The sequence below is a fragment of the Pedobacter anseongensis genome, assembly GCF_037482965.1.
Taxonomy (GTDB): Bacteria; Bacteroidota; Bacteroidia; order Sphingobacteriales; family Sphingobacteriaceae; genus Pedobacter; species Pedobacter anseongensis.
Map to the genome: position 1 here is coordinate 432456 of NZ_JBBHKB010000004.1, position 25096 is coordinate 457551.

Genomic DNA, 25096 nt, shown 5'->3' on the forward strand with positions numbered 1-25096 from the left:
ACAGTTGGGCAAGTGGGGAAAAAGCTTCTACCTTCACTTTTAGACAGATATCTTCACAAATAACAACAAATGTATGTTTAGACACAAAGGAAAAACAAGAAAATTAAAGCATAATTTAAGAATTGCATCGTTGCTGTCGTTTGTAGCTGGAATTGTGAATGTGGCTGGATTTCTGGCTGTTCAACGCCTGACCACAAATGTAACAGGACACTTTGCCTTTTTTGTAGACGAAATTTTTAAACTGAATTTTTGGCAAGGGTTTATCTATTTTTTATACATTTTCTTCTTCTTCTTTGGTTCATTTGTATCAAACTTATTAGTTGAAATTATAGCTAAGACAAACAATAGATTGATTTATATTATTCCAACAATTATCGAAAGTCTTATTTTGTTCTCTTTAGCTGTATTCGGACGGTTTCTAGTCGCACAAAATCCAAATCTTCTTGCTTGTTCTTTACTTTTTGCAATGGGTTTACAAAATTCATTGGTAACGACAATTTCAAACGCAACCGTTCGTACAACACACCTAACCGGACTGTTCACAGACTTAGGAATTGAACTATCCCAATTGTTTTTTTATAGGCAAAAAGAACAAAAGGAAAAACTTTACTCTTCCATAAAATTACGATTGACCATCATCACTTTCTTTTTTTTGGGTGGACTTTTAGGCGGGATCTTCTATTCTACTTTAAAGCTTCATGTGTTAGCAATTGCAGCTGCAGTGCTAATTATTGGAATATTATATGACGATTTGAAATTGAAACTACTCCTGCAAAATAGACACAAAAATGACGACAAAGTAATGAAGAGATCTCATGCTATCACCAGTAGAAAATAAATTTTTTCAAATCGAACCCTGGCCCACGCTTCAGTTCGAACCCCATCGGGATGGGGGATATTAACCAAAAAAACCTTTCATTTCTGAAAGGTTTTGAATTCTTGTGATCCCGCTGGGATTCGAACCCAGGACCACTACATTAAAAGTGTAATGCTCTACCAGCTGAGCTACGGAATCATTCCCTATGATTAAGGAGGGGCAAATATAGAAATTAATATTATGAATGGCAATTATTTATTAAAAAAAACAAAACGTATAGTTTCACGTTAATTAATAACGCTCACATCAATTAAAAATTAACTAAAATTTAATCCTATGAAAGATGTAAATGCACCTAAAAACAATCCGACTACCCAAGGAAGTCCGATTGCAGACCGTAGCCATCATGATGTTAAAGCAGACAAAAAAATGAATGGTATAAGCAATGGAGGTGGTCAGCGTTCTGATCAGACCTCGAATAAAGACAATACGCGAAAGCACGAAAATAAAGCCTAACAATAAGCCCGATTAAAAGTCGGGCTTTTTCGTAGCTTTGTGGTCTATGAAAACAATATTATTTAGCCTTTCCATTTTCTTCATTTTTTTAAGTGCAAACGCCCAAGAACGCCCAATTAAGTTAGAGCCAAAACGAAATCAAAATCAAAGTGTCGATTTTAATTTTCAGAAAACAGATCCTGGAACCTACACGGTAGTGCTTAACTTTAGTAATCTTAGCAATACTTCGAATCCTGGAACTTTTTTTAAAGCGGCTGACTATAGCGGTCGTCTATTTAGTTTAACCCCTACGGTTAAGGAACAAGGAATTGGATATAGCTATAGCTTTTCTTACATACGAGGTAAATTAAAGCCTAAATATGATGTCGATTTTATTTATCTTCTTCCCTATAAAGATGCGGCAAAAGTGCAAGTTTCCGAATCTAATTTCTTAGGGGCAACCTATTTTGGGGATACTACTCCCGACGATTGGAAATCGTATCGTTTTTACACAAACGAGCAAGATACTGTAACTGCAATTCGGAAAGGGATAGTTGTTGAAATTAAGGATTTATATGAAACTATTGATGAAAATGCTGTGGCCTATACCAGTAAAACAAACGAATTAATAATCGAACATGAGGATGGTACGCTTGCCACTTACAGAGGTTTTAAAAAAGGTACTTTTACGGTAAAGGTAGGCCAAACGGTGTTTCCAGGAACATTATTAGGTGTAAATAGCAGATACGATAAGAACGGGAAATATAATGTATCCATTATGATAACCTATCTAAAATCGGCCGATTTCGAAAATAGATCTACGTCTTTATCAAAATCAAAAAGCTTTTACGGTTTTATAACTCCTCATTTTATGACTGAAGACAGTTTAAATGAAGTTCTTGTTTCTCAAAAAACATATATCGTCGCCTCAACTCCGCAGATCATACAAAAGGAGATGACGAAGAAAGAACTAAAACTTTTATCAAATCCTAAGAAATAGGCCTTTCAAACTTTATAGCGTTTAGATTGTTCTTTAACTATCAAGTTAAATAAGAATAAAATTAAACGTTATGAAATTACCATTATTAGCATCATGCTTACTCGTTGCGGCAACATTAACTCAGAGTTGTGTTAGCAACAAAAAATACGCAGAGTTACAAGCAAACAATACAAAGCTTCAGCAAAGCAATCAAGAACTTAATTCGAAGTTACAAGCTAGTGAAAGTGAATTATCGGGTTCTAAAATCAGGATTAAAAGTTTAGACGAACAAATTGCCTCTGAACGGGCAAATGTTGCCTCTTTACAAGCGGCCTTAAACAAGTGTTTAAATTCTGGTAATCAGGGTAATTTGAATATTTCAAAATTGGTTGATGAGATTAATGCTTCTAACAAGTACATCCAGCAATTGGTAAATAGCAAAAACAAAAGCGATTCACTTAACGTAGTTTTAACCAATAATTTAACTCGTTCGTTAAGTCGTGAAGAAATGAGCGATGTAGATATAAAGGTACTAAAAGGCGTAGTGTATATTTCTCTTGCCGATAATATGTTGTACAAATCGGGTAGCTACGAAATATCAGATAAAGCAGGAGCAACCCTTGCCAAGATCGCTAAAATTATTAAAGATTATAATGGTTATGATGTGTTAATTGAGGGTAATACCGATAATGTGCCTATTAGCATGGCAAACATCCGTAACAATTGGGATTTAAGTGCATTGAGAGCATCATCAGTGGTTCAGTCTTTACAGAACAATTATGGTGTTGATCCAAAACGTTTAACCGCAGGAGGTAGAGGCGAATTTAATCCGGTGGCTAGCAATGATTCGGAAACCGGAAAAGCTAAGAATAGACGTACACAAATTATTATTACGCCTAAATTAGATCAATTTATGGAGTTAATTGGTAAAGCACCAGAACCCAGTAACACCAAACCCTAGTTATAACGGTTTTTCGTTCAATTAAACATAAAGTCCCAGCTATTGAGTTGGGACTTTTTTTATGCAACCTATCTAAGTACGCAATTCTCAAATCTCATGTACTCGTTTTCCGTTGCGATGTATTATCTTTGAACCATGCTTAACATAGCCAAATTATTAGAAACTATTTTATCCAAAGACAGGATTAAAGCTAGGTTAATAGATGTAGTCGCATTTGCATCCGACGCTGGGTTTTATTACCTCCGACCAAAAGCTGTAGTGCAACCTGTTTCTGACGATGAAATCATTTCCCTGTTTAAATTCTCCCACCAATACCAAATACCTATTACTTTTCGTGCAGCGGGTACGAGTTTATCTGGACAATCGGTTTCTGACGGCATTTTGGTCGATTTAAGTCAACACTGGAATTTTGTACGGGTAGAGAATAATGGGGAAACTGTTCGGGTTCATCCTGGTGTGATTGGAGCAGTTGTTAACTCAGAACTGAGGAAGTACGGACGTAAAATAGGTCCAGATCCTGCAAGCATAAATTCTGCCATGATGGGGGGTATTATCTCTAACAATGCCAGCGGAATGTGTTGTGGTGTAAGCAAGAACGCTTACCATACGATAAAAAATGTAAAGTTTATTTTACCAAATGGTAAAGTTTATTTTACAGAATGTAAAGAAGACTATACACGTTTTAAATCAGAGTGCCCTGAAATATATTATGAAATTGAGGCTTTACGCAATCAAATTTTAGCCAACCCACACCTTCATCAACTTATTAGGCATAAATATAAAACCAAAAACACGGTAGGATATGCTGTTAATGCGTTTATCGATTATGTAGACCCACTCGATATTTTAGCGCATGTGTTGGTAGGCGCTGAAGGAACCTTAGGTTTTATTGCCGAAGCGGTGTTAAACACCGTTCCAGATTATCCGGTAAAAAGCACCGCCTTACTTTATTTCCGTGATATTTATGCAGCTTGCCAAGCCATTGTTCCTTTAACCGAATCGGGCGCCGAAGCAGTAGAACTGATGGATCGTGCGTCTTTACGTTCTATAGAATTGATGAAAGGTGTACCGGCAATTATCAAAACACTACCAGAAACTGCAGCGGCTTTATTAGTCGAGTATCAAGGTAATACGGTAGCAGAACTAAAGTTAAAATCTGATAATTTCTTAGCCGTTGCACCTTTACTTACATTGCTCGAAACGCCGGTTTTTACTAATGATGCTACCGAACAGGCCTTTTTATGGAAAGTAAGAAAGGGAATGTTCCCCTCTGTTGGCTCGGTAAGAGCGAGTGGCACAACTGTAATTTTAGAAGATATTGCCGTACCCGTAGCCCGTTTGGGAGATGCCATACTTGATTTGCAAGAATTATTTATCAAACACAAGTACGAGAATGCTATCATTTTTGGTCACGCGAAAGATGGCAATATCCACTTTGTGGTAACTCAAGCTTTCGATACCGATTCAGAAATAAAGCGGTACGACTACTTTTTAAGGGAAGTGGTTTCATTAGTGATTGAGAAATACCAAGGTGCCTTAAAAGCAGAACATGGAACAGGACGTAACATGGCTCCCTTCGTAGAAACCGAATGGGGAGGCGAAATTTATCAGATTATGAAAGCCTTAAAACAGGTTATCGATCCGCAAAACCTGCTTAACCCAGGGGTAATTATCAACAACGATAAAAGCGCCCACTTAAGCGCTTTAAAAGACTTACCTAAAGTAGAAGAAGAAGTTGATAAATGCATGGAATGTGGCTTTTGTGAATATAAATGTCCGAGCCGAAACGTCACCCTTACGCCGCGAAGAAGAATTGTAGTACGTAGGGAGCTTCTTAAGCTGAAAAGAAAAAACGATTTGATACCATATAAAGAACTTTTACAGCAATACCAATACGATGGCTTAGATACTTGTGCGGTAGATGGTCTGTGTGCTACTGCTTGTCCCGTTGATATTAATACAGGTTCATTAGTAAAGCGGTTACGAAGGGAGAATCATAGCGCATTTGCTAACGGATTAGCCTTGCGCATCGCCAAAAACTTTAAACCGATAACAACCGTTGTAAAAACTGGCCTATTTGCAGCAGTTGCGGTTAACAAATTGTTTGGGCAAAATGCGATGCTTAATCTTACCAAAAGAGTTAAAAAAGTTATTCCTGCAGTACCTTTATGGTCTAATCAAATTAAGCCCACTGCAAATTTTTCTACTTATTTAACAAAAGATAGTTCAACTACAACGCCAGCAGTAGTCTATTATCCAACCTGCATCTCAAGAGTAATGGGGGGTGATGTTGCGGGTAGAAAGAATATTATCGACACGTTTATTAGCATTTCGAATAAAGCAGGTATTGGCTTTATTATCCCTAAAGAAATTCAAAATACCTGTTGTGGTCAAATTTTCTCATCGAAAGGATTTAGTTTGGCTTACCAATATACCGTTAACGATACAGTAAGTAAATTATGGGAGTGGAGTAATCAGGGTGCCTTGCCAATTGTAATCGACATTACCTCGTGTACACTAACGTTGCAAGACTGTGGCCATGCACTTACACCTGAAAACAAACGAAAATTTGAGAACATTAAAATAATTGATAGTGTAGATTATGTGATGGATTATCTTTTGCCTAAGGTAAACATCATCAAAAAGAAAGATAAAATAGTATTGCATCCCGTTTGTTCGCTTCAAAAGATGGGCTTAGAGAATAAGTTTATAAATATTGCCAAACAATTGGCGCATGAGGTTAACGTTCCATTAAAGGCAGGCTGCTGTGGTATGGCTGGAGATCGAGGTTTCTTGTTTCCTGAATTAACAGCTTCTGCCACTAAGCCAGAGGCTGAAGAAGTAAAGCAGCAATGTTACGATGGCTATTATTCGAGCGGTAAAACCTGCGAAATTGCACTTTCAGAAGCGGTAGGGAAAAATTATGAGTCGATTGTTTATTTGTTAGACGAATGCAGTTAATTTTTTGCTGGAAATACAAGAACGCTTTCTTGATTCAAATGACTTTTATTCTTTAACTTTTTAATCAACTTTGTTAAATCTTTTGTAAATACATCTAAAGATGAAGCTGATGCTTTTATATAACCTAACATTTTTTTAACTTCTTCAGCCGAGTTTGGAGTTTCAAGTAAATTAGAAATTCCAACAATTTGGCATACAGGCTGACGAACGCGATGTGAAATTAAATACATCATTTTTTCTAAGCCTTTTATGTACTCTTTTTGATACGTTTCGGCTTTTTTAAGATTTTTGTAAATAGCGATGAGTTCAGTTGCTCTGGCGTCTTTCTCTTTATTCTGAAAGGCAAGTTCCTTATTTGCGATGATAAGTTCTTCTGCACGTTTTTCCTTTTCATGATACTGAGAGGCGAGATTATCGTTAGCTAGCCTAAGTTGGTTGGCAATGAGCGTATGATCAGCATATTTCATAATGGAATGTTTAAGGATAAGCAGTTGTAAATGAGGCATAAACCTAGCATGCAATTACCGCTCCACGATTTATAATTTGTTTTTGTTAGCCATTATTTTGATAGATTTAATCTCTTGGCAATATATTTCACATTTACTTGATTGACGAGGGAAACACCGATGATGCAATTTTTAGACCTCATTGCACGTTATAAACGATAACAATACATTTACAACAAAAACTCTCTAAATTTTACCATTATTTTTATATTAGGGGCTTTAACCACACAAAATCAAATTATGATCAATTTAACGAAGAAAATTTTAGCACTATGCCTTATCGGTCTCTCAGCGATGGCATTTCAATCTTGTAAAGCAAAAAAAGCAGTTGTAAAACCACCAGTTGCAGTTGCTCCTCCATCACCCCCAGTAGAGGAGAAAATAGTAGAGCCTAGCCCTGTAAAAAAGGAAGAAGAAAAGCCAGCTCCAATAGAAAAGCCCAATTTTAACATCGCAAATGTTCAATTCGAGTTTAATTCATTTGTGCTAAAAACTGCTTCTTTACCCATTTTAGATAGGGCAATTGCCGAGATGAAAAAAGCCCCAGATACGAAATTTATCCTTAACGGACATTCTTCTGCAGAAGGTTCAGCATCACATAACTTATCGTTATCGGTAGATCGTGCAAATGCCGTTAAATCGTATTTTGTAAATGCGGGTTTAAACGCTGCTAATTTTAAAATTGTAGGGCATGGCGATAAAGATCCTATCAGTAGCAATGCAAATGAAGCTGGAAGAATGTTAAATAGAAGAACTGAGATTGAAGTAGCCAATTAAAAGTTTTAAACCATGGCTGTACAAGTTACTTAGCTTTGTGCAGTCTTGGCTATTTTTAGCACTGGCATTTGTATATTCTTAACTGCTTGCAATACTAAGAACCCAGAAACAAAAAGAATAATTCTTCGATAGCGCAAATATCTATAGTTTGGTATAATTATGTGTATAACATTTTCTATCCTTTAGATGTGACAATGGGCTTCAATTTCTAATTCGTTGATTTCAATCTCCAGTTCACAAAGCAAGTCGTTGTAAAATTTTTCCATTTAATTTTTGAGCTTTTGATTTTTAGTTTTATTAGGCTTAATAAAACATAACAACCAAAATTTCGCGTTATGCAGTTAAATTTATTCATGCTGTTTAATAATGAAATTTTAAATAGCTATCGCTAAAAGACAATGATTTATAACTTCCCAACCTTGTTTTTTAATACCTTTGTTTTTGTAAATAAAGGATTTTGATCGTAGAAAAATGGAAAAAATACTTTTCGACTTTATATCTAAATATATTTCGCTTACGGAGGAGGAAAAGGACATATTACTTTCGTTAAACCTGTTTCACTCCCTAAAGAAAGGAACGGTTTTACTCAAAGAAGGACAAAAATCTACAGATAGTTACTTCGTTCTAAAAGGCTGTATTCGGTGTTATTATTTTGTAGATGGTGAGGAAAGAACTACTGCTTTCTACACTGAAATGGAAGCCCTTACACCTCCTTGTGCATTAAGCAAAACTCCTTCCGAATATTATATAAATTGCACAGAAGACACGTTACTTATTATTTCAAATGCTGATATGCAAGAAGAAGTAAATACTAAATTTCCAAAGTTTGATGTAATGTGTAGAATGTTTTCAGCAGAAGTTTTAGCCAAACAACAAATTGATTTTGACGAGTTTAAAACTTCTTCGCCTGAACAACGGTACCTGAGTTTAGTAAAGAAAAGACCAGATCTGCTTCAACGCGTTCCACAGCACCAGTTAGCAAGTTATCTGGGCATCACGCCTCAATCACTTAGTAGGTTAAGAAGCCGGCTTGTAAAGAAATAATATCTTCCTTTCTGTCTAATAAGACATCCTTTCTTAACTTTAGTGAACGAATTATAGCATATCTCTAATCTACTTTTGCAGTATCATTTAATAATAAAAAGATATGCAAAAGAAAGTTTTATTGACTGTAATTGTCACGATGTTGGCAAGCAGTTTACAGGTGAATGCACAATATGCCAAAACCGATAGTACGTATAATAGGTGGTTTATTGGTACCTCTTTATTTGTATTATTCGGGAATTTTGACAGAGAAAACCCACCCAATTTTGTTCAGCTAGATATTGGATATCGCATTACAGGTAAAGATGTCATCAGAATTTCTCCAAAAACCTGGAAATACGCCTGGCCTAACGGTATCCACCCATTTTTAAATAAGGCTTACAAAAAACCGGAAGAAAAATTTCCTGGCTATGTACGTGAGTATGGGGTAACCGCTTCTTATGCCCGGTTTTTATGGAAAGGCTTATATGCCCAGCTTGATGTAATGCCCACCTATCAGGTTTTTGCGAATGATAAAAGCAAGAAAATAGATGATGGTTTTCAGATTTTCAATTCATACCGAATGGGTTATCATATCAAACTTTGCAAGGATAAATTTTTCTTTCAACCATCTATTTGTGTGACCCATCGTGCCTATCATACTCAACTACCTGATGGATTTAAACAGTTGGATGATAAATGGTCTAAATTCATTTTTCCTGAACCAGGACTTAATGTTGGATTTAACTTTTAGCAGAAAAACTATGAATACTTCAAACAATGTATTGCAGGACATCAAAGTAAGTATAAAACTGAAGCTTGCAATGCTGTGGGCGAGTTTTATGTTTCTATACGCCTACGTTGATTATTTCCACTTATATATGCCTGGCTCGATAAAAGGTATTTTGGAAGGAAAAGTATTTGTATTTGATATTTCATACGGCTTTCTGCTTATAGTAATGATTTTGGTAACCATTCCAACCCTTATGATTTTCCTTTCTGTTGCTCTTCCTGCTAAAGTAAATCGTTCGACAAACCTAATTGTAGCCACAATATTCATTCCTTATATGCTTTTTAATTTGGCAGGCGAGGCTTGGTTGCATATGTATTTTGCCGCTGTTGTAGAAGTAATTCTTCTTTGTTTGATTATTCGCTTTGCGTGGAAATGGCCTAGTATGGAATCATAAAAACCAATGAAAAAAGTTACTGTTGAAACTAATGGTTTTGTTGATGCCAGAAGAAAACAAACAGGTTTACATTTTCAAGTTGACGTCTTCAGTTAAAAAATATACAACTACAAAATGAAGCATTTATGCAAAAAGAACGTATTTCTATACCTTGAGAAATATGCTGAAAAGGATATACAGTATAGCAAAATTATTTGTTGATGATATCCTACTTCTTGAATGGAAAATGAAAGTTATTTTACTTTATTAACTTAAGTTAACGGATTAAAACATCCAATCTTTATAAAATTGCCTGTACAAAAGACATTATCTAATGAAAAAATTATGGACTGTTATATTCGTGTTTTTACAAACAGTTTGCTTTGCACAAGTAACTGTTTTACCGGGTGATAAATCTATTAATACATTTCTGCTTAAACCAGGTACCTACACGATGGCTTATACCATTAATTACAATAATAAATGGGTGCCGCTTGGCCAATATTTTACTGAACTGACCTTTGTAAAAAACCAGTTGAAGGTGAATACCTCACTTTCTTTTACAAAAACAAATATCCAATGGACTGAAAATTTTGTAGCAGATGCAAACAGTTTCTTGCCTTTAAGCAGTTACTCAGACAGGGACGAAAGAACCTTGTCTTTATCTTTTTCAAATAGGATAACAGGCTTCTTTTTGGATAAGAAATCAAAAAAGAAAAAGCTAATCAATGAAGATTTACCCAAAAATTGCTTTGATGTTTCGGTTTATCCATACATCATTCAAATGCTTCCATTAGATGTTGGGTACAGAGCAATAATGCCCATATTTGATTATGAAGCAACTGATAAGGCTAAAACACATCATATAGAAATTATTGAAGTAAAAAGTGATGTACACACTTCCCACCTTACAGGAGAGCATAAAGTTTGGAAAGTAGCTGTTTTAGAAGGAAATACGGGACATCGTTTCGACTATTTTATTGACAAAGCTAACAGGAGGATATGGAAGATCAATATCGTTTCTGCCAAAGGAGATAAAATAGCAATGACAAATATTGAAGCAGATTTTAACCCTTTCAAAGCCCCGTTTGATAAAAAAACAACATTTGCAATGGTACAAAATGGAAGCGCTGTAATTAAAGGTACTGCTTTTGCCCGTGATAATGAAAACGAAGGCGGGTTAAAAGGAATGGCTGTGCTTAACATCAATAAAAAACAATATGCAGCCAAAGGAACTGAAATTGTTTTAATTCCATATACAGCTTATTTCAAAGAATGGATTTCACGAAACGAAAAACAACACGAAATTAAAAATGCAAAACCAATACCGTTACCAAAAGATGCTTTTGACTGTTTTAAAAGAACAACTGTATATGATGACGACGGTAATTTTGAATTTACTAATTTAAAGCCCGGAGAATACTTGCTCGTAACAGCCTTTGGTTATAAGCACACATCTCGTCAAACAGAAGAAACTGGCAGAGCTTCCGTAATTGTAAACGGCACCTATCAGGGCGATGAGGTTTACACCAGCGTTTTTTCTTACTCATCAAATTCTACTGCAAATATTCAAAAAGTGGTTAGTATTAAAAAAGAAGGCGAAAAGGTAGAGGTAAAACTAAAAAAGACATTATAATAAATACCCTAAAATCTGTATTATGAAAAAAATAGCATTGATAGTATTCACTTTACTTACATTTTTTTATTCGTGTAGTAAAGATGACGACAAAGAAACTATAAACACATCGCGCACACTTCATTATAGCTTAACTGGCAATTTTTCAGGTACTAATCTCATAGTTTCCTACACTACAGCCAATGGCGGAACAAGCAATGAACAGATTAACATTTTGTCTTGGGATAGAGAAATCACATACAATTCAAATGTAACAGCCGCTAATATTGCGGTTTCAGGAAATGGAGGTACAGCCGGGCAACAAGTAACACTAATTATAAAAAGAGGAAATATAGTTGTAGGCACACCTACTGTTGCTACGGCAGATGCGTCGGGCAGTTTTACAAAAGCAGCACCGGTAGTGGTTTTTTAAAAAGTTAGTATTAAAATCAGTATCTGTATTCATTATGAGCAGAAAATAATAGTCTAAAAATGTATGAGTAAATTTACAGTAAAATTTTTTTCTTTTTTTCTTTTCATTTCTATCATTGGCTGTTCAATTAAAAATAATATGCAGGTATTAGATATAAAAGACAACGCCTTAATCAAATCACTTTATCTTAATGATGTTGAAATACGAAAACTTGACGCAAAAACAGATACTGTTAATTTAGAGAATTATGATAAAATACACCGTGAGCAAATATTTCAGTTACTTGCCGAAAATAAGGTTTTAACGAGTAAGGATAAAATTAGGGCTGCTTGGATTTTACAGCACACGGCAGCTAAACTTTGTGAAGGAGAATTAACAAGTATAAGCCCTGAAAATTTTCTGTTGGCTTACAAGTTATCTTCAGCTGCGCTATCTCAACTCGAAAAGGAAAAAGATACTTTAACAATCAGGCAAGAGAACATTCCACGAATTGTGGCTTTAAATTATGACAGATACCTTTTATTCACATTTGGCTACCAAAAATTCGGAACTCAATTTGTATTTGATGACAAAACTGGTGAAATGTTATTGGCTCCTATTGATACAACTTTGGCAAATGATGAAGAAAGAAAAAAGCACAATGTAGAGCCGTTAAACGTGTTACTGAATAAATACAAAATAAAAACAATTACGGACCACTAACGGATGCGTAAATAAAAAGGAACTAATAACAAGATGAAAATATTTTTGACAATGCTCGGGCTTCTGAATGGCGGATACATGCTAGTTGATGGAGTATTTGTAATGCTTAAAGGAAAATTTATTGGGACGGATAAACCTGGGCCTTGGGCAAATTTATTCTATAAACTAAACATCGATGTCTTCAAACTAGGACCGATTTTTATTACTTTCGGTATACTGTGGCTCATTTGGGTTTATGCTTTATGTACAACACAAAGTTGGGCATATATTTTCGGGCTGATAATTTCATTGTTTACATTATGGTATCTTCCTTTAGGTACATTGTTGTCAATTACTATTTTTATCAGTTTGATGACAATGAAAAATAAAATGGGAATATAAAACCTAAATCATATGAAAAAAATAGCCACAATATTTCTATTAACAGTTTCAACAATCAGCTACGGACAACGAACGGTTCAATTTGCAGACACTATTCGTAATGCTTATAACATTCCTGAAATAAGTTATGCAGTAGTTAATTCAAAATCTACTTTAGAAATTGCAGTATTGGGTAAGCACTCCATCAATCTTCCAGATACTGCAACTTTAGACGACCGTTTCCATATCGGCTCAAATACCAAAGCGATGACAGCTTTTATTATCGCCAGGTATGTGGAAAAAGGAAAACTAAAATGGACGACTAAATTCTTTGATTTATTTCCAGAATGGAAAGAAAAAAGCAAATCTGAATATGCAAATATTACCTTACAAGATTTGCTTTCACATAAAGCAGGAATTCAACCCTTTCAGGGAGAAAATGACCCTCAAATCCCCGATTATAAAGGAACCAACCCTGAAAAAAGAAAACAATTCAGTCAGTTTGTACTAACCTTAGAACCCGTAAAACCTGACGACCATAATCCGTTCATTTATTCAAATGCGGGATATACATTGGCGACCTTAATGGTGGAAAAGGTGACCCGTAAAAGCTGGGAAGAACTCGTGCGAAAAGTCTTTAATAAAGATTTGAAATTAAACGTGAAGCTATCCTGGCCTGAAAATCAAAAAATAAAAGATACTTGGGGACATCTTACAGAAAATGATAGCCTGAAACCCGTTTCTTCAGACTGGAATTATCACTTAGATTACACCGAGCCAGCAGGTGATTTAAACATAAAACTCGTCGATTATGTCAAATTTATCCAACTCAATTTATTAGGACTTGAAGGACAAGACAATTACCTAAAATCAAGAACTTATAGATTTATTCACAAAGGCATAGAAAATTATTCATTAGGATGGTTCAATGTCTATGAAAATAGGAAAGAGCTGTCTGTGCATTCAGGAACTGGCGCTTTTACTTACTTCACAATTGTGCATATAGACAGAACAAAAAACATTGCTTACATAATTTTCACGAATTCCTTTAACCAACAAACACAGCAAGGTGTAAGACTTTTGATGCGAAAGTTGAAAGAAAATTACGGCAGTTAAATATTATTTGAAAAATACGATTATGAACTTTTTGGAATTGGAGCTTCACTTTTAGGATTTATCCGAAATGATAGCTTAGCTAAAGAACAAGCAAAAGAAATAATATCAAACACTACCCGGTAAGCAATCAAGAAACAACTAAACTATTAACAGAAAACAATGAAATTTTATCTTTATATATTAAGCCTTATCCTGATAAGCAATATTAGTTTCGCTCAAAAAAGTGATACTGTTTATATCAATCCAAAGAACATAAAGGTTGATAACTTAAAAGAAGGAAAAAGTGTCTATTTGGTCTATTACAAAGAACATAAAGAGGCAACACGCACAATGACACAGTTTTGGACGAGAGAGGTAAAAAGAAAGACTGATAACAAAAGAAATATAATAGAAGTTTATCAATCCTGGGAAGACAAAGATAGTATTATACACACTGCAAAATCAATCTGTGATGCCCAAACATTCAAACCCCTATTTCACGAAAGCTGGTGGAAAGTAAGAGGTAAAATATTAACCTCGGTGTATAACTATGCAACAAAGCAGATAATCATTAATGGAAATGAGGCCTTAAAAGATAGTTCAATAAATGACAGGCAGTTATATGAAGGCTTTTTAAAAGCTGCGGATTCTTATCATCTTAACTGGCATTTAGACCTTGAAGTTTTTTCTACACTGCCACTTGCATTCCGAACAACCTATGCCATACCTTTCTACGAAGCAGGATATAAAGAGCCTGATAATATTTTCTACACTGTTTCGGGAGAAGACCAGTTAACGGGATATGATAATGAAAAGGTTGCCTGTTGGATGTTAACTCATGAAACAACAGGAAATAAAGAAAAATTTTGGATTAGCAAGAAAACAAAAGAAGTGCTTAAACTGGAACAGGAAGTAAATGGAAAAATGTACCGTTATAAAATAAAGCTTGGGTTTATTGACTGATAAAAGTACATCAACTGTAAAAATAAAAGGCACTTGAAGCATAAAAAAACCAATTAAAAATGAAGATATTTTCAACTATACTATTATTTCTTTTAGACTCTATCACATACAGCAGTTAAATATTGCTGAAGACAGGATGTATCGCAAAATCAGTCGAGACGTTGATAAAGTTGAATAGAATATATTTTTCAAAAACTTGACGGAAGTGGGCAATGCTGTTATTATGTCAGTTGGGAATACGAGTTTAAAAATGGTTTAGCTGTTGCTGAAAAGTCAATCAATCCCGACAAGCCCAATATGGATGCAACCGAAAAAGTATTTATATACAATTCAGATTACAAGTTGGTTAAAGACTGGCTTATTTTTATAGGTAAGCCAACTTTCAACTTTGTGCCTTTTTCAAATCGAACCCTGGCCAACCCTTCAGTTCGAACCCCATCGGGAAGGGGATATTAAACAAAAAAACCTCTCATTTCTGAAAGGTTTTGAATTCTTGTGATCCCGCTGGGATTGGCACAGCCCCACAACGCCCGCACTTGGCCCTGTGCCTTTTTCAAATCGAACCCTGGCCAACCCTTCAGTTCGAACCCCATCGGGATGGGGATATTAAACAAAAAAACCTTTCATTTCTGAAAGGTTTTTGAATTCTTGTGATCCCGCTGGGATTCGAACCTAGTCGAATTCTATGGGTTTATTCAATATTCTGAGGCTTTTTGATTTAGTACTCACCGAATCACTCACCTTTTTTATATACGTTTTAGCTGCAAATGCTATTAGTTAAAGATAACAAAAATTGATCAATTAGCTAATAAGATCTTGGACTTTTAGTTTTTTTATTGGCATAATTTACAGTGGATACGTTTTAACTATCCTTACTGCTTTTGCTTTTTCCCAAAGTGCCTTGGATAATATGAAACCGTTGTCATAAAATATTGTTTCAGCACATTTCTTGTGCCAACGGTAAAATTGGTCGAACTTCCTTCATTGATGATGCTGCTATTCTGGCGCAGAAGATCCAAGGCAGAAAGTTTAAGTTCAAGGTTATTTCCTTTTAAAAACCTACAGGTTGCACTTGCATTCCATAATGTAAAATCAATGGCAGCTAAATTTGTCGATGTATTCCGGTTATAAGTAATATCACTATTCAGGGTTATTTTCTTGGTAGGCCTATAACTGGAACTGAGGGTTGTTGATGAAAGGACACCGTTATACTTTGTGTTAAATGCCGCCTGTTTCAGGCTGTACATCGAATACGATTGAACAACTTCAAGGGCAATCTTATCTTTATACGTGAAATTTGTATTAAGCTTGATGATGGCATTCAAATTATCCGAAAAAGTGTAGCCTCCGTTCAAATAAGCACCGTTTTTAGATTTACCGATTATTGTGGTTAAACCGAGCTGAAATTCAGCTGTTTTTAACTTCAAGGCCTTGCGGATATTTGCATTAAAACTAAGATTATTATTGGCATGTGAATCATTTACCGGATAGATGTTTCGTCTGTTATCATCACTTATTAAAACACTATCAATAATATTATTTTGTAGATAATTAAGATTGAAAGCAAAATTATAGTTAAGGGTATTTTTTCCAGTCTGATCTTCATGCCTATAACTAAGCTGGATATTTCTATTTACAGCAGCAAGCAGGTCCAAATTTCCTTGGTGTATATTAGTTATTGAGGTACTGTCTATCAATGGCGCAAGCTGCTGTAAAGTTGGCGCCTTTATGCCTGTATTAAAACTCAGGTCATAGTATTCGCTGTATTTGCCCCATTGCCTGTTTGTATAATTAATGGATGCTTCAGGAGCAAACTGGCTATACGTTCTATTGATATTTTGAAAAGCTTTGTCCGATCTGTTCTCCTGATAAATAAATAAATGTCTCGCCACTAACCTGAATGTCCAGTCTTTAGCAAACCGATCTGACAAAGTAGACCTAATAGATTTGCTTACTATTAATGCCGGTGCATCTTCCGTAGTGTTGGTCCTTACGTTATTGGTCAAGTACCGATTATGCTCATACAAGGAAGTAGAAGGATTAAAGTCTTCAATTATATTGCCCTCCCTTTTATGGTTTAATTTTAGATCATTACTTAATGAAAAATCGAAGCCAGAAAATTTGGTCCGGTCAAAAAATACCGTTTTCAAATCGTTAAGTGAGAAATTTAATACCTGATCTACTTCTTTTAAGTCGGTATTGTATTTTCGGTTAAAACGTTGATTGGATAGGGGGGTGATGAACGACAAGAAGTCTGTTTGGTTTAAGCGTTTCTCCTCTCTATTGTCGACACCTAAGCTGTAAGTGGTCGATAATCCTTTAAATTTCTTCCCCTGCTTTTCCTTCATCTCGTAGTTAATCGAAAGATTATAGGTGTTCCTATTTTCATCTGTAGCATTGATGCCCGAATACTTGCTTATCGCCAAATCTTGCTCGTTACGTGAGCGACTTTGTGTCTGGATATTATTTTGGGTTCTGTCGTTAATAAAAGACTGATTTACAGTTAATGCGTGATTATTTTCAGTCCATTCATATTTCGAATCGAGCTTATGCCCCAAGGTGTTGGAGAAGATGTTGTTTATATTGTCGTCAATAATCTTGTCCAAATTTCCCCTAGCGGTAATGGTTCTGGCATTAGAAGCATTTTCTGTATCCCTATCGCGAAAAAAGTAATTAACATTTAGGGTATTCCGTTCAACACGTGTAGGCTTTTCAACAAAGTTATAGGTAAAGGTAGACCCTATAGCCTTTGACCTGGTAATTCCGCCCATGCTAAAATCCGGACGATATTCTATAGCGGTACCAACCCCCTTAAAGGTGCTATTGGTAAGTATGGTATTTACATTATTTGCTAATTTATTGATATTGTTTATAGCGGCTACGATACCGAATTGCATTTTGGGGCTAAATGCATTTATACTCATATCTGTTTCGTATCGGCCATCCGTACCACGGCCAGCCCCAATTTTGCCAAAGTACCCAAATTCCTGTCCCTTTTTTAGCTTAATGTTCATATTAAGGGTCGAATCAAGCGTATTCGAAATAGCCGTGCTAAAAACCTGTACCTTATCAACTACATTCTTAGAAAGGTTCTGCGTGGCTACCTTAAAGTTGCCACCAAAAAAATCTTTTCCATTAACCGTTAACTTTTTTATTTCACGTCCGTTTACGGTGATGGTGTTATCACCCCATACTACAATATTGGGTATCTTCCTCAAAAGATCCTCTACCACCGCATTACTATCCAATTTAAATGCAGCCGCATTAAATTCCAATGTATCCCCATTCATGCTAATGGGCGGTATAGAAATTACAACTTCTTTTAGGGAAGTGGCTCTTTCTGACATTATTAATGTTTTTAAATCTAATGTTTTTGTGTCGGCTGGAATTGAAAATTCTTTAATTAGCACATGATAGCCCACATTGTTAACGATCAGTTTTAACGGACTATTTAAAGGCAGGTTGGTAAAATTGAATTCACCGTAAGTATTGGTGATCTGATAGCTTAACAGCGTAATATCTTGTGGGCTAGCCTTGTATATAGATGCCGTGGCCGACCTAAGCACATAATTATTGGCTGTATCACGCACTATTCCCTTTACCGAACCTAATACTTCCGTTTTTTGCTGTGAATGAACAGCTTGAACAGCAAATATGGTTAAAAATAGAATGCATGTGCATACCCTCATCTATCAATCCTTTTTAGGTTTAAGCACCACCAACACCGGATTATTCGAACTCTTATAGTTTTCGAAATACTTAGCCAATGCGCTATTGTATTTCACATTTTTATTGGGGTTTTGGTCTTTTAGCGCTTTCATATCGAGAGAAGAGAAGCTTGTATACATATAGTTGTTCTTGAATAAACTAAAACCACCAGACATGCTGAAGTCAGGATTTAGTGCAATCGAGGTTACCGGTAGGTAATAAGAAAGTGCATCAGGCTCTATATCTACCAATGCAATTAAACTATTTGTCTTAAAATTGTATACAAAATCTCTCTTTTCGCCCCTTGTTGAAACAAAGCCTTTGGCGCCAAAAAATAAATAGTTTCCTGATTTGATTGGGTTGCTTAGCCCATAAAAAATCTTTCTATTCTTATTCTTAAAATCTGACCTTTTAATATAATTATCATAAACGGTTGTGAAGCCTTCAGCTAAAGAGAATTCACTGGGGAAAATAAGTTTATAATCCAATTTGATCCCCTTTGGGGAAATCCTATATATATTGTATTCAAAAGGTCTTGTAAAAAACAGTTCATTTGGCATGTTGGGATAAGTTGAACGTGTTCGCAAATCAGGTTGTTTAGAAATATAATCCCTCTCGTGCTGAAATACCTTATAGATTACCTTACCATCTTTTAACGCTGCAATTTCATAGACCTTGTCATCCAAAATATATTCGAGATTCACTTCTATCCCCTCTGGTTTAAGGTAATATGAAGGTCTTTTAAACTCGTTCTGTTTTATATCTTCTTTTTTTAACAGTTTCCCATTTAGATCATAGGTTAGCTCGGTAAGGCCATTCTGTACAAAGATCTTAGTCTCAAGAGGTTCGTCTATCAATCTATATTCAAAGTTAAAGGGCTTCTTTTCCAGTTTTATTTTTGTCTTAAAACTTCCATCCAGATTGAACAGCAATATGCAGTAGGTATCCTGATCGGATATAATATAGCAGTTATTCGCAACTTCCAATCGAGATATTCTGCCAAAAAGACTTTCGGGGGTAGTTTCAAGGGGAACAAATTTTACCTCATCGAAAAGTTGCGAAACGGTTAACCCTCGGGTCGACCTTGGGTCTAACCTTAATGTTTGCGTTTTTGAAACATCAATATAATCTTCCTGGGCATTAGCTACAAAAAAGAGTGTTGATAGGATTAGCAGCGTATAAAACTTTTTTTTCATCTGTATATAAGTTGTTTTTTAATTGTGATGACGCTAATTAAATGACTAATATAATATATAATGCATCCAATTCCCTTCGATAGCGGTAAATTAATACATGCTTAAAGAAATTTGATTTCTCATTATATTTTAAATTTAAACACTTTAAATCTTAAGTTATTAGCGCCGCGTATACAGGGTATATATAAATTATCCTTTATTGCGAAAGCTGCATCTACTACATATTTATAGTCATTTAAATCTAGCACCTTTACAATTTCAAATTTACTATTATATACCACTAAGGAATTTTTTCTTTTGCTAAAATCATGTTTAATTTTATCCTCACCAGTCAATGCCGATTTGATAACTCTATAATGCAATCTACCATCAGCTTCAGAGATAATTTTTCCATAATTTATATTTTCAAATAAATGCATCATCTTTTTATCCGCATCATCTATGAACTTTGGGTCTAAAGGCAAAGGAATTGGATTGGAACTTTTGAAATCTGGTGAACCTCCGTACACTTTTAACTTTTTACTATTTTCATTATAAACATAGATGTTGGGGTCTATTGGAAAACTTACAATTAGATTTTCTTGAATCGAAGTTAGATAGGGCTTGATTAAATATCCGTAATTGCCTCTTTGATATAATTTACTCCAAGATATTGGAATACCTTCAAAATTCAGTTTTTCATTAATACCAATTTCTACAGCAGGAGAAGCATTAAAATCTTCCGTTTCTCGCATTCCTTTGGGATTTACGTTGGTGGCAATTACTTTCCTCTTTGATGGATCGTAAAGGAAACTCCGGCTTCTTTGAAATTCAATTAAATAATTTTTTTTAAAAAAAGGGTCCTGTGAATCAAAATTTATCTTTGTAGACTTTGTTATTTCTCCTTTTTTATTTGCAAGAAGGAGACTATTATCTGTTAAAAGGAATACCGAATCTGTATTTATAAGGGCACAGCCAGCAATGTATCCAATTTTACTATCCGTTTTCAATTTACTTTTAAATAATTGTTTTTTATGAATAAGGTCAAAAAAATCTAGTGAATTTGATTTGAAATTATAGCCACAATATATGCCATTTTGAGTATATGACGAAGTTGGATACTCAAAAAGACCATTACTATCTATCTGAATTTCTAAATATGAGGTATCTAACGCAATTTTTTGATCGGATAGTTTCGGTCGAACAATTTGGTAATCTTCTTTCTGTTTACAAGAGAAAAGAATAAGAAGTGAGAATATATAAATTCCCTTTTTACATAATTTTACGGGCATAAATTTCTATAGCAGTTTGATAGGATTAAGGCATACAATTTGTGATTCTCATACATGGTCCATTGGCAGAGGGGGTTATGCATCTAGTTCCAACAGCGGGTGAACCATCTTCAAGGAAATAAAAACAAGCTTCAATATCGTAAAGATTGTCTGGTTCTTCAGTGGTTGCATAGCTTTTCATATTTATTGCAAATACTTCAATAAATACGAAAGCTGAAATTAGACCTAAAAATTTAATTTTCTTTTTCATTTTTAATTAGTTATTTGTAACGCTATTCGTAATGGTAAGCTAATTGGTACTTAATAAATCAAGTTAGAAATGTAGCCAGACTTATAATGATACCAGCCTGTATCGAAGTTAATCACTTATATACGACAATTTGAACGCACAGTACAAGGTCCAAGTGGATCAGGAGGGTAACATCTTGATCCAGTTGTTGCGTTGCCATCCTCTAAAAAGTACTCACAAGTTTCTGTAGTATACGTTTGCCCTGTTTCTTCTGTATTTGCAAAACCTTTAATTGAGATTGTACATAATGCAATTAATACAAAAGCCGATAATAGGCTTCCTAGTTTGATTTTTGTTTTCATTTTGATTTGTAATTTGTTACTTGAACTCTATTCATTAAACCAAGCTAATCAACACCTAATAAATCATTATTTTCATTAAATGTTATTTGTTTTTTAGCAGTAATGAAGCTATCATGAGTATATTCCTCTCGTTGTGAGCAGTATACTCATGATGCTTTCATTGTAAAAGAATATATAAATTCCCTTTGCAAATAATTTTACAAACAAAAATTTCTATATCAGTTTGATGATATACAATCTGAGATTCTAGTACATGGTCCCAAGGCTTTAGGGGTTATGCATCTAGATCCAAGAGCCCATCCACCATCTGCATAGTGAACTATACAAGCATCTGTATCGTATCGTTCGGCTGGGTTTTCTTCGGTTGCAAAGCTCTTCATAGATATTGCAGATACTACAATAAATGCAAAAGCTGAAATTAGGCCTAAAAATTTAATTTTCTTTTTCATTTTAAATGGATTAATTATTTATGAATATTTATTAGTTTGATGCTATATGTGACAATTTGAGCGTCTATCACAAGGTCCATTTGGATCAGGAGGATAACATCTTGTTCCATCAATTGCGCTGCCATCGCCTAAAAAGTACTCGCATTTTTCTGTAGTATACGTTTGCCCTGTTTCTTCTGTTTTTGCAAAAGCGTTAACTGAAATTGTACATAATACAATTAGTACAAAAGCCGACAATGGGCTCCATAGTTTGATTTTTGTTTTCATTTTTGATTTTAATTTAGTTATTGGTTAATAATTCTATAATAATTCTGTTTTAACTACAGCTGGTTTTTTAATATGTAAATCCCCATAATAAGAACAATTGCCATTCTCGTAACGTATAACTCTATCCGTTAGAGCAAGGTAACCAGCACTTAATAAATCATTATTTTCATTGTATATCAATACTAAGTTTTCCATAGTACGCTTTGATATCTTTTTGAAAACCTTATGATTTTTGTTTTTAACGATAAGTATTTTTTTGAAAGTTCTGAATTTTTCGTCCTCAAATAATTCTTTAGTCAGTTGCATATCAGGGTCTGTACAAATGCAATCTTCATTTTGCAAAATGATTAATAAACTATTTGTTTTGCTATCATTTAAACTTGATCCTGTTTTAACCTTAATAAATGCTTCAAGTTTATCACTATCATCAAACATTACATTTTTTGATCCACATGAGAAAAAAATGGATATAAGTAATACTAAAAAAATTCGTTGCATGATAATTTAATATTATTTGATTAGGTGAATGAATACAAATCAATTTAAATACAATTTTTTCTGTTTGATATTTTTTTATATCAACTACCTCAATTATTATATGAAGTGCTTATATTTCTCAACTTGAATGAACGAATTTATTATTATAATTGTAGGTGACCTTAAAACCTTTGAATGGAGATTTGCAGCATAATAATAGATGATGAGCCACATGCCATAAGTGAGCTAGAAGATATGATTAAAAGAACTCCCGGTATCGGGCTACTCGCTTCGTTTAATAACGTAAACGATGCAGTAGAATTTTTAAGTGATGGTCATCATGTTGACATCATCTTTTCGGATATTGATATGCCACTTATAAATGGGATTTCTGCAGCGAATATCTTAAAGACATATTGTGATTACTTGATATATGTTACTGCGCATAGAAATTTTGCCATAGATGCGTTCAGTGTTAACGCAGCAGGCTATCTTTTAAAACCAGTTAGTATAGAAGCTTTTGTTACCAAGATTGCAGAAATAACACTGGATATAAGAAATCCGAAGAGGGATGTTGATCAAGATCTTATTTTTATTAAAGGTAGCCATAAGAATGCTTTTATTAAATTAACACTCAGCAATATAGTCCGTATTGAGGCCATGTTGAATTATGTTAAAATATATACGTTAAAAGGAGATGAAATTACATATGTAGGCTTAAAAAAACTGGAAGACATATTAAAGAAGAAAGCTAATTTTTTCAGAATTTCTAAATCCTCTATTATAAATTTAAATTTTGTGGATAGGGTGGATGGCCACGTAGTAAAACTGAATGATGGTGGAGCATTCACAATTGGTGAAAAATATAGAGATGCGTTTCACGAATTTCTAAGGAAACGCACCTTAAATTCTTAACTGCTTAACTTTTTTACATTATTAAAGATACCAGTTAAGGTTGTTGTTGTAATGGTTGACGTAGTGGGGTCAGTCTCGAAGTAATATTTACCCGAAGTGCTTTTTGAATAAAAGATGAGTGTTTTTTTTGTAAGTTTTGCTTTTTTCATAATATCAATGGTTTTGTTTTTTAATTAAAACCAAGGATATTTCATCAGAATTTCATCCGCATCTTTATTATATTAACCATCAGAAATATTATATGAAATCAATAAAATGGAATAATAGGCGGGCTTGGTTGCATATTTTGTGCTGGAGTATTTATATTGGGTATGAGGTTTTAGTGTCCAGAGCCCTTTCAGGAAGATATAGTCATTTTCTTTACTATCTTTTTTTCTATTTTCTCAATGTCGGTTTGTTTTATACCCATGCTTTGATTGTGATGCGAAGTTCCTTTAGGAATATTCCATCATCACTTTTGCGTTTGCCTTTATTACTTGTATTGGAAATGGGAATATATGTTGTGCTGTCCATTTTCTTTAGTAATTTTCTCCATATAATTAATGCGCGAAAAGAACCACTTATATTTGATTGGCGAGTCTATATTTCAATAATTTGGCGTGGATCGCTTTTTATCCTTTTCTCAACTGGATATTATTTTATGATTTCTTATATGGATAAACTTCGGCAACAAATGCAAGAAGCTATTGAAATGGAACGTCTAAATCTTGAGCTTACAAAAGCGCAAATGGATTTTTTGCGTTCCCAGATTAATCCACATCTTCTGTTTAATACATTGAACTTTGTAAAGTATGCTGCCAAAAATCGGCCAGACCAGGCAGACGAAGCCATCATCAAGCTTTCGGAAATTATGACCTTTGCAATGGAAAAAGGCAGTGCCAAGGACGGATTTGTTGAACTTGATCAGGAACTTAAACAGATAGAAAATATAATTAGTCTAAATCAATTGCGATTTGGCAACAGCTTACATATCAACTATCGAACTGAACTAGAACGCGAGCATATTTTGATACTCCCCATTGTGTTGCTTACGTTGGTAGAAAACTTATTTAAGCATGGGGATTTGACTAACAAAGAATACCCAGGGGAAATTATAGTAAAAAGTGATATAGAAGGCTTGGAGGTTATTACCTGCAACCTGCCAAAAAGTGGTGGACTTTATGATAATCGAGTTGAAAGTACAGGTCTCGTAAATATAATTTCAAGATTGGAATTGACTTATGGAGATCGCTACGTTTTCACTTATGGGCAACAGGGAATGTTATATAGAACTAGACTGTTTGTGCAAGGCATCTAAATAAATAAAAAAGATTTAAAATAGTCAGATTTTTGCATTTAATGATATATTTATTAAGATAGTTTAATAAGT

General features: G+C 34.5%; 27 protein-coding genes and 1 tRNA gene. 17 read left to right on the forward strand and 11 right to left on the reverse strand.

Annotation, left to right across the window (positions count from 1 at the left end; all coding sequences use genetic code 11):
- The first annotated feature begins 73 nt into the window (after positions 1–73).
- Entirely contained in the window at positions 74–838 is a 765-nt protein-coding gene (locus WG904_RS15980; protein ID WP_339580338.1) for a YoaK family protein, read from the forward strand.
- Positions 839–942: 104 nt separating this feature from the next.
- Here WG904_RS15980 and WG904_RS15985 read toward each other — a convergent pair.
- Positions 943–1015 (reverse strand) — tRNA-Lys (locus WG904_RS15985).
- 138 nt (positions 1016–1153) lie between these two features.
- On the opposite strand from WG904_RS15985, the gene WG904_RS15990 reads away from it, so the two are divergent.
- The 4 genes from WG904_RS15990 to WG904_RS16005 all read left to right on the forward strand — a co-directional run bounded on the left by WG904_RS15990 (position 1154) and on the right by WG904_RS16005 (position 6213).
- Positions 1154–1333 carry a hypothetical protein gene (locus WG904_RS15990; protein WP_339580339.1) on the forward strand — a complete coding sequence of 60 codons (180 nt, stop codon included), beginning with the start codon at positions 1154–1156 and terminating at the stop codon, positions 1331–1333.
- Between the two features lie 46 nt (positions 1334–1379).
- Positions 1380–2312 carry a M23 family metallopeptidase gene (locus WG904_RS15995; protein WP_339580340.1) on the forward strand — a complete coding sequence of 311 codons (933 nt, stop codon included), beginning with the start codon at positions 1380–1382 and terminating at the stop codon, positions 2310–2312.
- A gap of 70 nt (positions 2313–2382) precedes the next feature.
- Positions 2383–3252: an OmpA family protein gene (locus WG904_RS16000; protein ID WP_339580341.1), complete on the forward strand. Its 870-nt coding sequence runs from the start codon at positions 2383–2385 to the stop codon at positions 3250–3252.
- A 135-nt stretch (positions 3253–3387) separates the two neighbouring features.
- Positions 3388–6213 carry an FAD-binding and (Fe-S)-binding domain-containing protein gene (locus WG904_RS16005; protein WP_339580342.1) on the forward strand — a complete coding sequence of 942 codons (2826 nt, stop codon included), beginning with the start codon at positions 3388–3390 and terminating at the stop codon, positions 6211–6213.
- Here WG904_RS16005 and WG904_RS16010 read toward each other — a convergent pair.
- On the reverse strand, positions 6210–6680 hold the full coding sequence (locus tag WG904_RS16010; protein ID WP_339580343.1) for an ATP-binding protein: 471 nt from the start codon (positions 6678–6680) through the stop codon (positions 6210–6212). The two genes, WG904_RS16005 and WG904_RS16010, sit on opposite strands and share 4 nt — an antisense overlap.
- 279 nt (positions 6681–6959) lie before the next feature.
- Here WG904_RS16010 and WG904_RS16015 point away from each other — a divergent pair, with 279 nt between their 5' ends.
- The 10 genes from WG904_RS16015 to WG904_RS16060 all read left to right on the forward strand — a co-directional run bounded on the left by WG904_RS16015 (position 6960) and on the right by WG904_RS16060 (position 14853).
- Complete coding sequence (locus WG904_RS16015) at positions 6960–7496, forward strand: OmpA family protein (RefSeq protein WP_339580344.1); 537 nt, start codon at positions 6960–6962, stop codon at positions 7494–7496.
- Between the two features lie 471 nt (positions 7497–7967).
- Positions 7968–8540 (forward strand): Crp/Fnr family transcriptional regulator, encoded by a 573-nt coding sequence (locus WG904_RS16020; protein ID WP_339580345.1) that lies wholly within the window; start codon positions 7968–7970, stop codon positions 8538–8540.
- Between the two features lie 103 nt (positions 8541–8643).
- Positions 8644–9273, forward strand: a complete 630-nt coding sequence (locus WG904_RS16025; RefSeq protein ID WP_339580346.1) for a hypothetical protein — start codon at positions 8644–8646, stop codon at positions 9271–9273.
- A gap of 10 nt (positions 9274–9283) precedes the next feature.
- Positions 9284–9706, forward strand: a complete 423-nt coding sequence (locus WG904_RS16030; RefSeq protein WP_339580347.1) for a DUF6326 family protein — start codon at positions 9284–9286, stop codon at positions 9704–9706.
- A gap of 313 nt (positions 9707–10019) precedes the next feature.
- Complete coding sequence (locus WG904_RS16035; protein WP_339580348.1) at positions 10020–11321, forward strand: carboxypeptidase-like regulatory domain-containing protein; 1302 nt, start codon at positions 10020–10022, stop codon at positions 11319–11321.
- 22 nt (positions 11322–11343) lie between these two features.
- The gene (locus tag WG904_RS16040) at positions 11344–11733 is read left to right on the forward strand and encodes a hypothetical protein (protein WP_339580349.1); all 390 of its coding nucleotides are present in this window, start codon (positions 11344–11346) and stop codon (positions 11731–11733) included.
- A gap of 63 nt (positions 11734–11796) precedes the next feature.
- Positions 11797–12435: a hypothetical protein gene (locus tag WG904_RS16045; protein ID WP_339580350.1), complete on the forward strand. Its 639-nt coding sequence runs from the start codon at positions 11797–11799 to the stop codon at positions 12433–12435.
- A gap of 33 nt (positions 12436–12468) precedes the next feature.
- Positions 12469–12816 (forward strand): hypothetical protein, encoded by a 348-nt coding sequence (locus tag WG904_RS16050; protein ID WP_339580351.1) that lies wholly within the window; start codon positions 12469–12471, stop codon positions 12814–12816.
- A 12-nt stretch (positions 12817–12828) separates the two neighbouring features.
- Entirely contained in the window at positions 12829–13911 is a 1083-nt protein-coding gene (locus WG904_RS16055; protein WP_339580352.1) for a serine hydrolase domain-containing protein, read from the forward strand.
- 159 nt (positions 13912–14070) lie between these two features.
- Positions 14071–14853, forward strand: coding sequence for a DUF3108 domain-containing protein (locus tag WG904_RS16060; protein WP_339580353.1), 783 nt, complete (start codon positions 14071–14073; stop codon positions 14851–14853).
- A gap of 872 nt (positions 14854–15725) precedes the next feature.
- Here WG904_RS16060 and WG904_RS16065 read toward each other — a convergent pair.
- The 8 genes from WG904_RS16065 to WG904_RS16100 form a co-directional block, all read right to left on the reverse strand.
- Positions 15726–18542 carry an outer membrane beta-barrel protein gene (locus tag WG904_RS16065; protein WP_339580354.1) on the reverse strand — a complete coding sequence of 939 codons (2817 nt, stop codon included), beginning with the start codon at positions 18540–18542 and terminating at the stop codon, positions 15726–15728.
- Between the two features lie 3 nt (positions 18543–18545).
- Positions 18546–19757 carry a DUF4934 domain-containing protein gene (locus WG904_RS16070; protein ID WP_339580355.1) on the reverse strand — a complete coding sequence of 404 codons (1212 nt, stop codon included), beginning with the start codon at positions 19755–19757 and terminating at the stop codon, positions 18546–18548.
- Positions 19758–19879: 122 nt separating this feature from the next.
- Positions 19880–21028 carry a DUF4221 family protein gene (locus WG904_RS16075; protein WP_339580356.1) on the reverse strand — a complete coding sequence of 383 codons (1149 nt, stop codon included), beginning with the start codon at positions 21026–21028 and terminating at the stop codon, positions 19880–19882.
- A gap of 25 nt (positions 21029–21053) precedes the next feature.
- The gene (locus tag WG904_RS16080; protein WP_339580357.1) at positions 21054–21278 is read right to left on the reverse strand and encodes a hypothetical protein; all 225 of its coding nucleotides are present in this window, start codon (positions 21276–21278) and stop codon (positions 21054–21056) included.
- A gap of 116 nt (positions 21279–21394) precedes the next feature.
- On the reverse strand, positions 21395–21619 hold the full coding sequence (locus WG904_RS16085) for a hypothetical protein (RefSeq protein ID WP_339580358.1): 225 nt from the start codon (positions 21617–21619) through the stop codon (positions 21395–21397).
- 218 nt (positions 21620–21837) lie between these two features.
- Positions 21838–22068: a hypothetical protein gene (locus tag WG904_RS16090; protein ID WP_339580359.1), complete on the reverse strand. Its 231-nt coding sequence runs from the start codon at positions 22066–22068 to the stop codon at positions 21838–21840.
- A 42-nt stretch (positions 22069–22110) separates the two neighbouring features.
- Positions 22111–22335, reverse strand: a complete 225-nt coding sequence (locus WG904_RS16095) for a hypothetical protein (RefSeq protein ID WP_339580360.1) — start codon at positions 22333–22335, stop codon at positions 22111–22113.
- Between the two features lie 33 nt (positions 22336–22368).
- Positions 22369–22833, reverse strand: a complete 465-nt coding sequence (locus WG904_RS16100) for a hypothetical protein (protein ID WP_339580361.1) — start codon at positions 22831–22833, stop codon at positions 22369–22371.
- Positions 22834–23007: 174 nt separating this feature from the next.
- Here WG904_RS16100 and WG904_RS16105 point away from each other — a divergent pair, with 174 nt between their 5' ends.
- Positions 23008–23727 carry a LytR/AlgR family response regulator transcription factor gene (locus WG904_RS16105; RefSeq protein ID WP_339580362.1) on the forward strand — a complete coding sequence of 240 codons (720 nt, stop codon included), beginning with the start codon at positions 23008–23010 and terminating at the stop codon, positions 23725–23727.
- On the opposite strand, the gene WG904_RS16110 is transcribed toward WG904_RS16105, so the two are convergent.
- On the reverse strand, positions 23724–23876 hold the full coding sequence (locus WG904_RS16110; protein WP_339580363.1) for a hypothetical protein: 153 nt from the start codon (positions 23874–23876) through the stop codon (positions 23724–23726). The genes WG904_RS16105 and WG904_RS16110 overlap by 4 nt on opposite strands.
- Before the next feature lie 92 nt (positions 23877–23968).
- On the opposite strand from WG904_RS16110, the gene WG904_RS16115 reads away from it, so the two are divergent.
- Positions 23969–25024, forward strand: a complete 1056-nt coding sequence (locus tag WG904_RS16115) for a sensor histidine kinase (protein WP_339580364.1) — start codon at positions 23969–23971, stop codon at positions 25022–25024.
- The last annotated feature ends 72 nt before the right edge of the window (positions 25025–25096 follow it).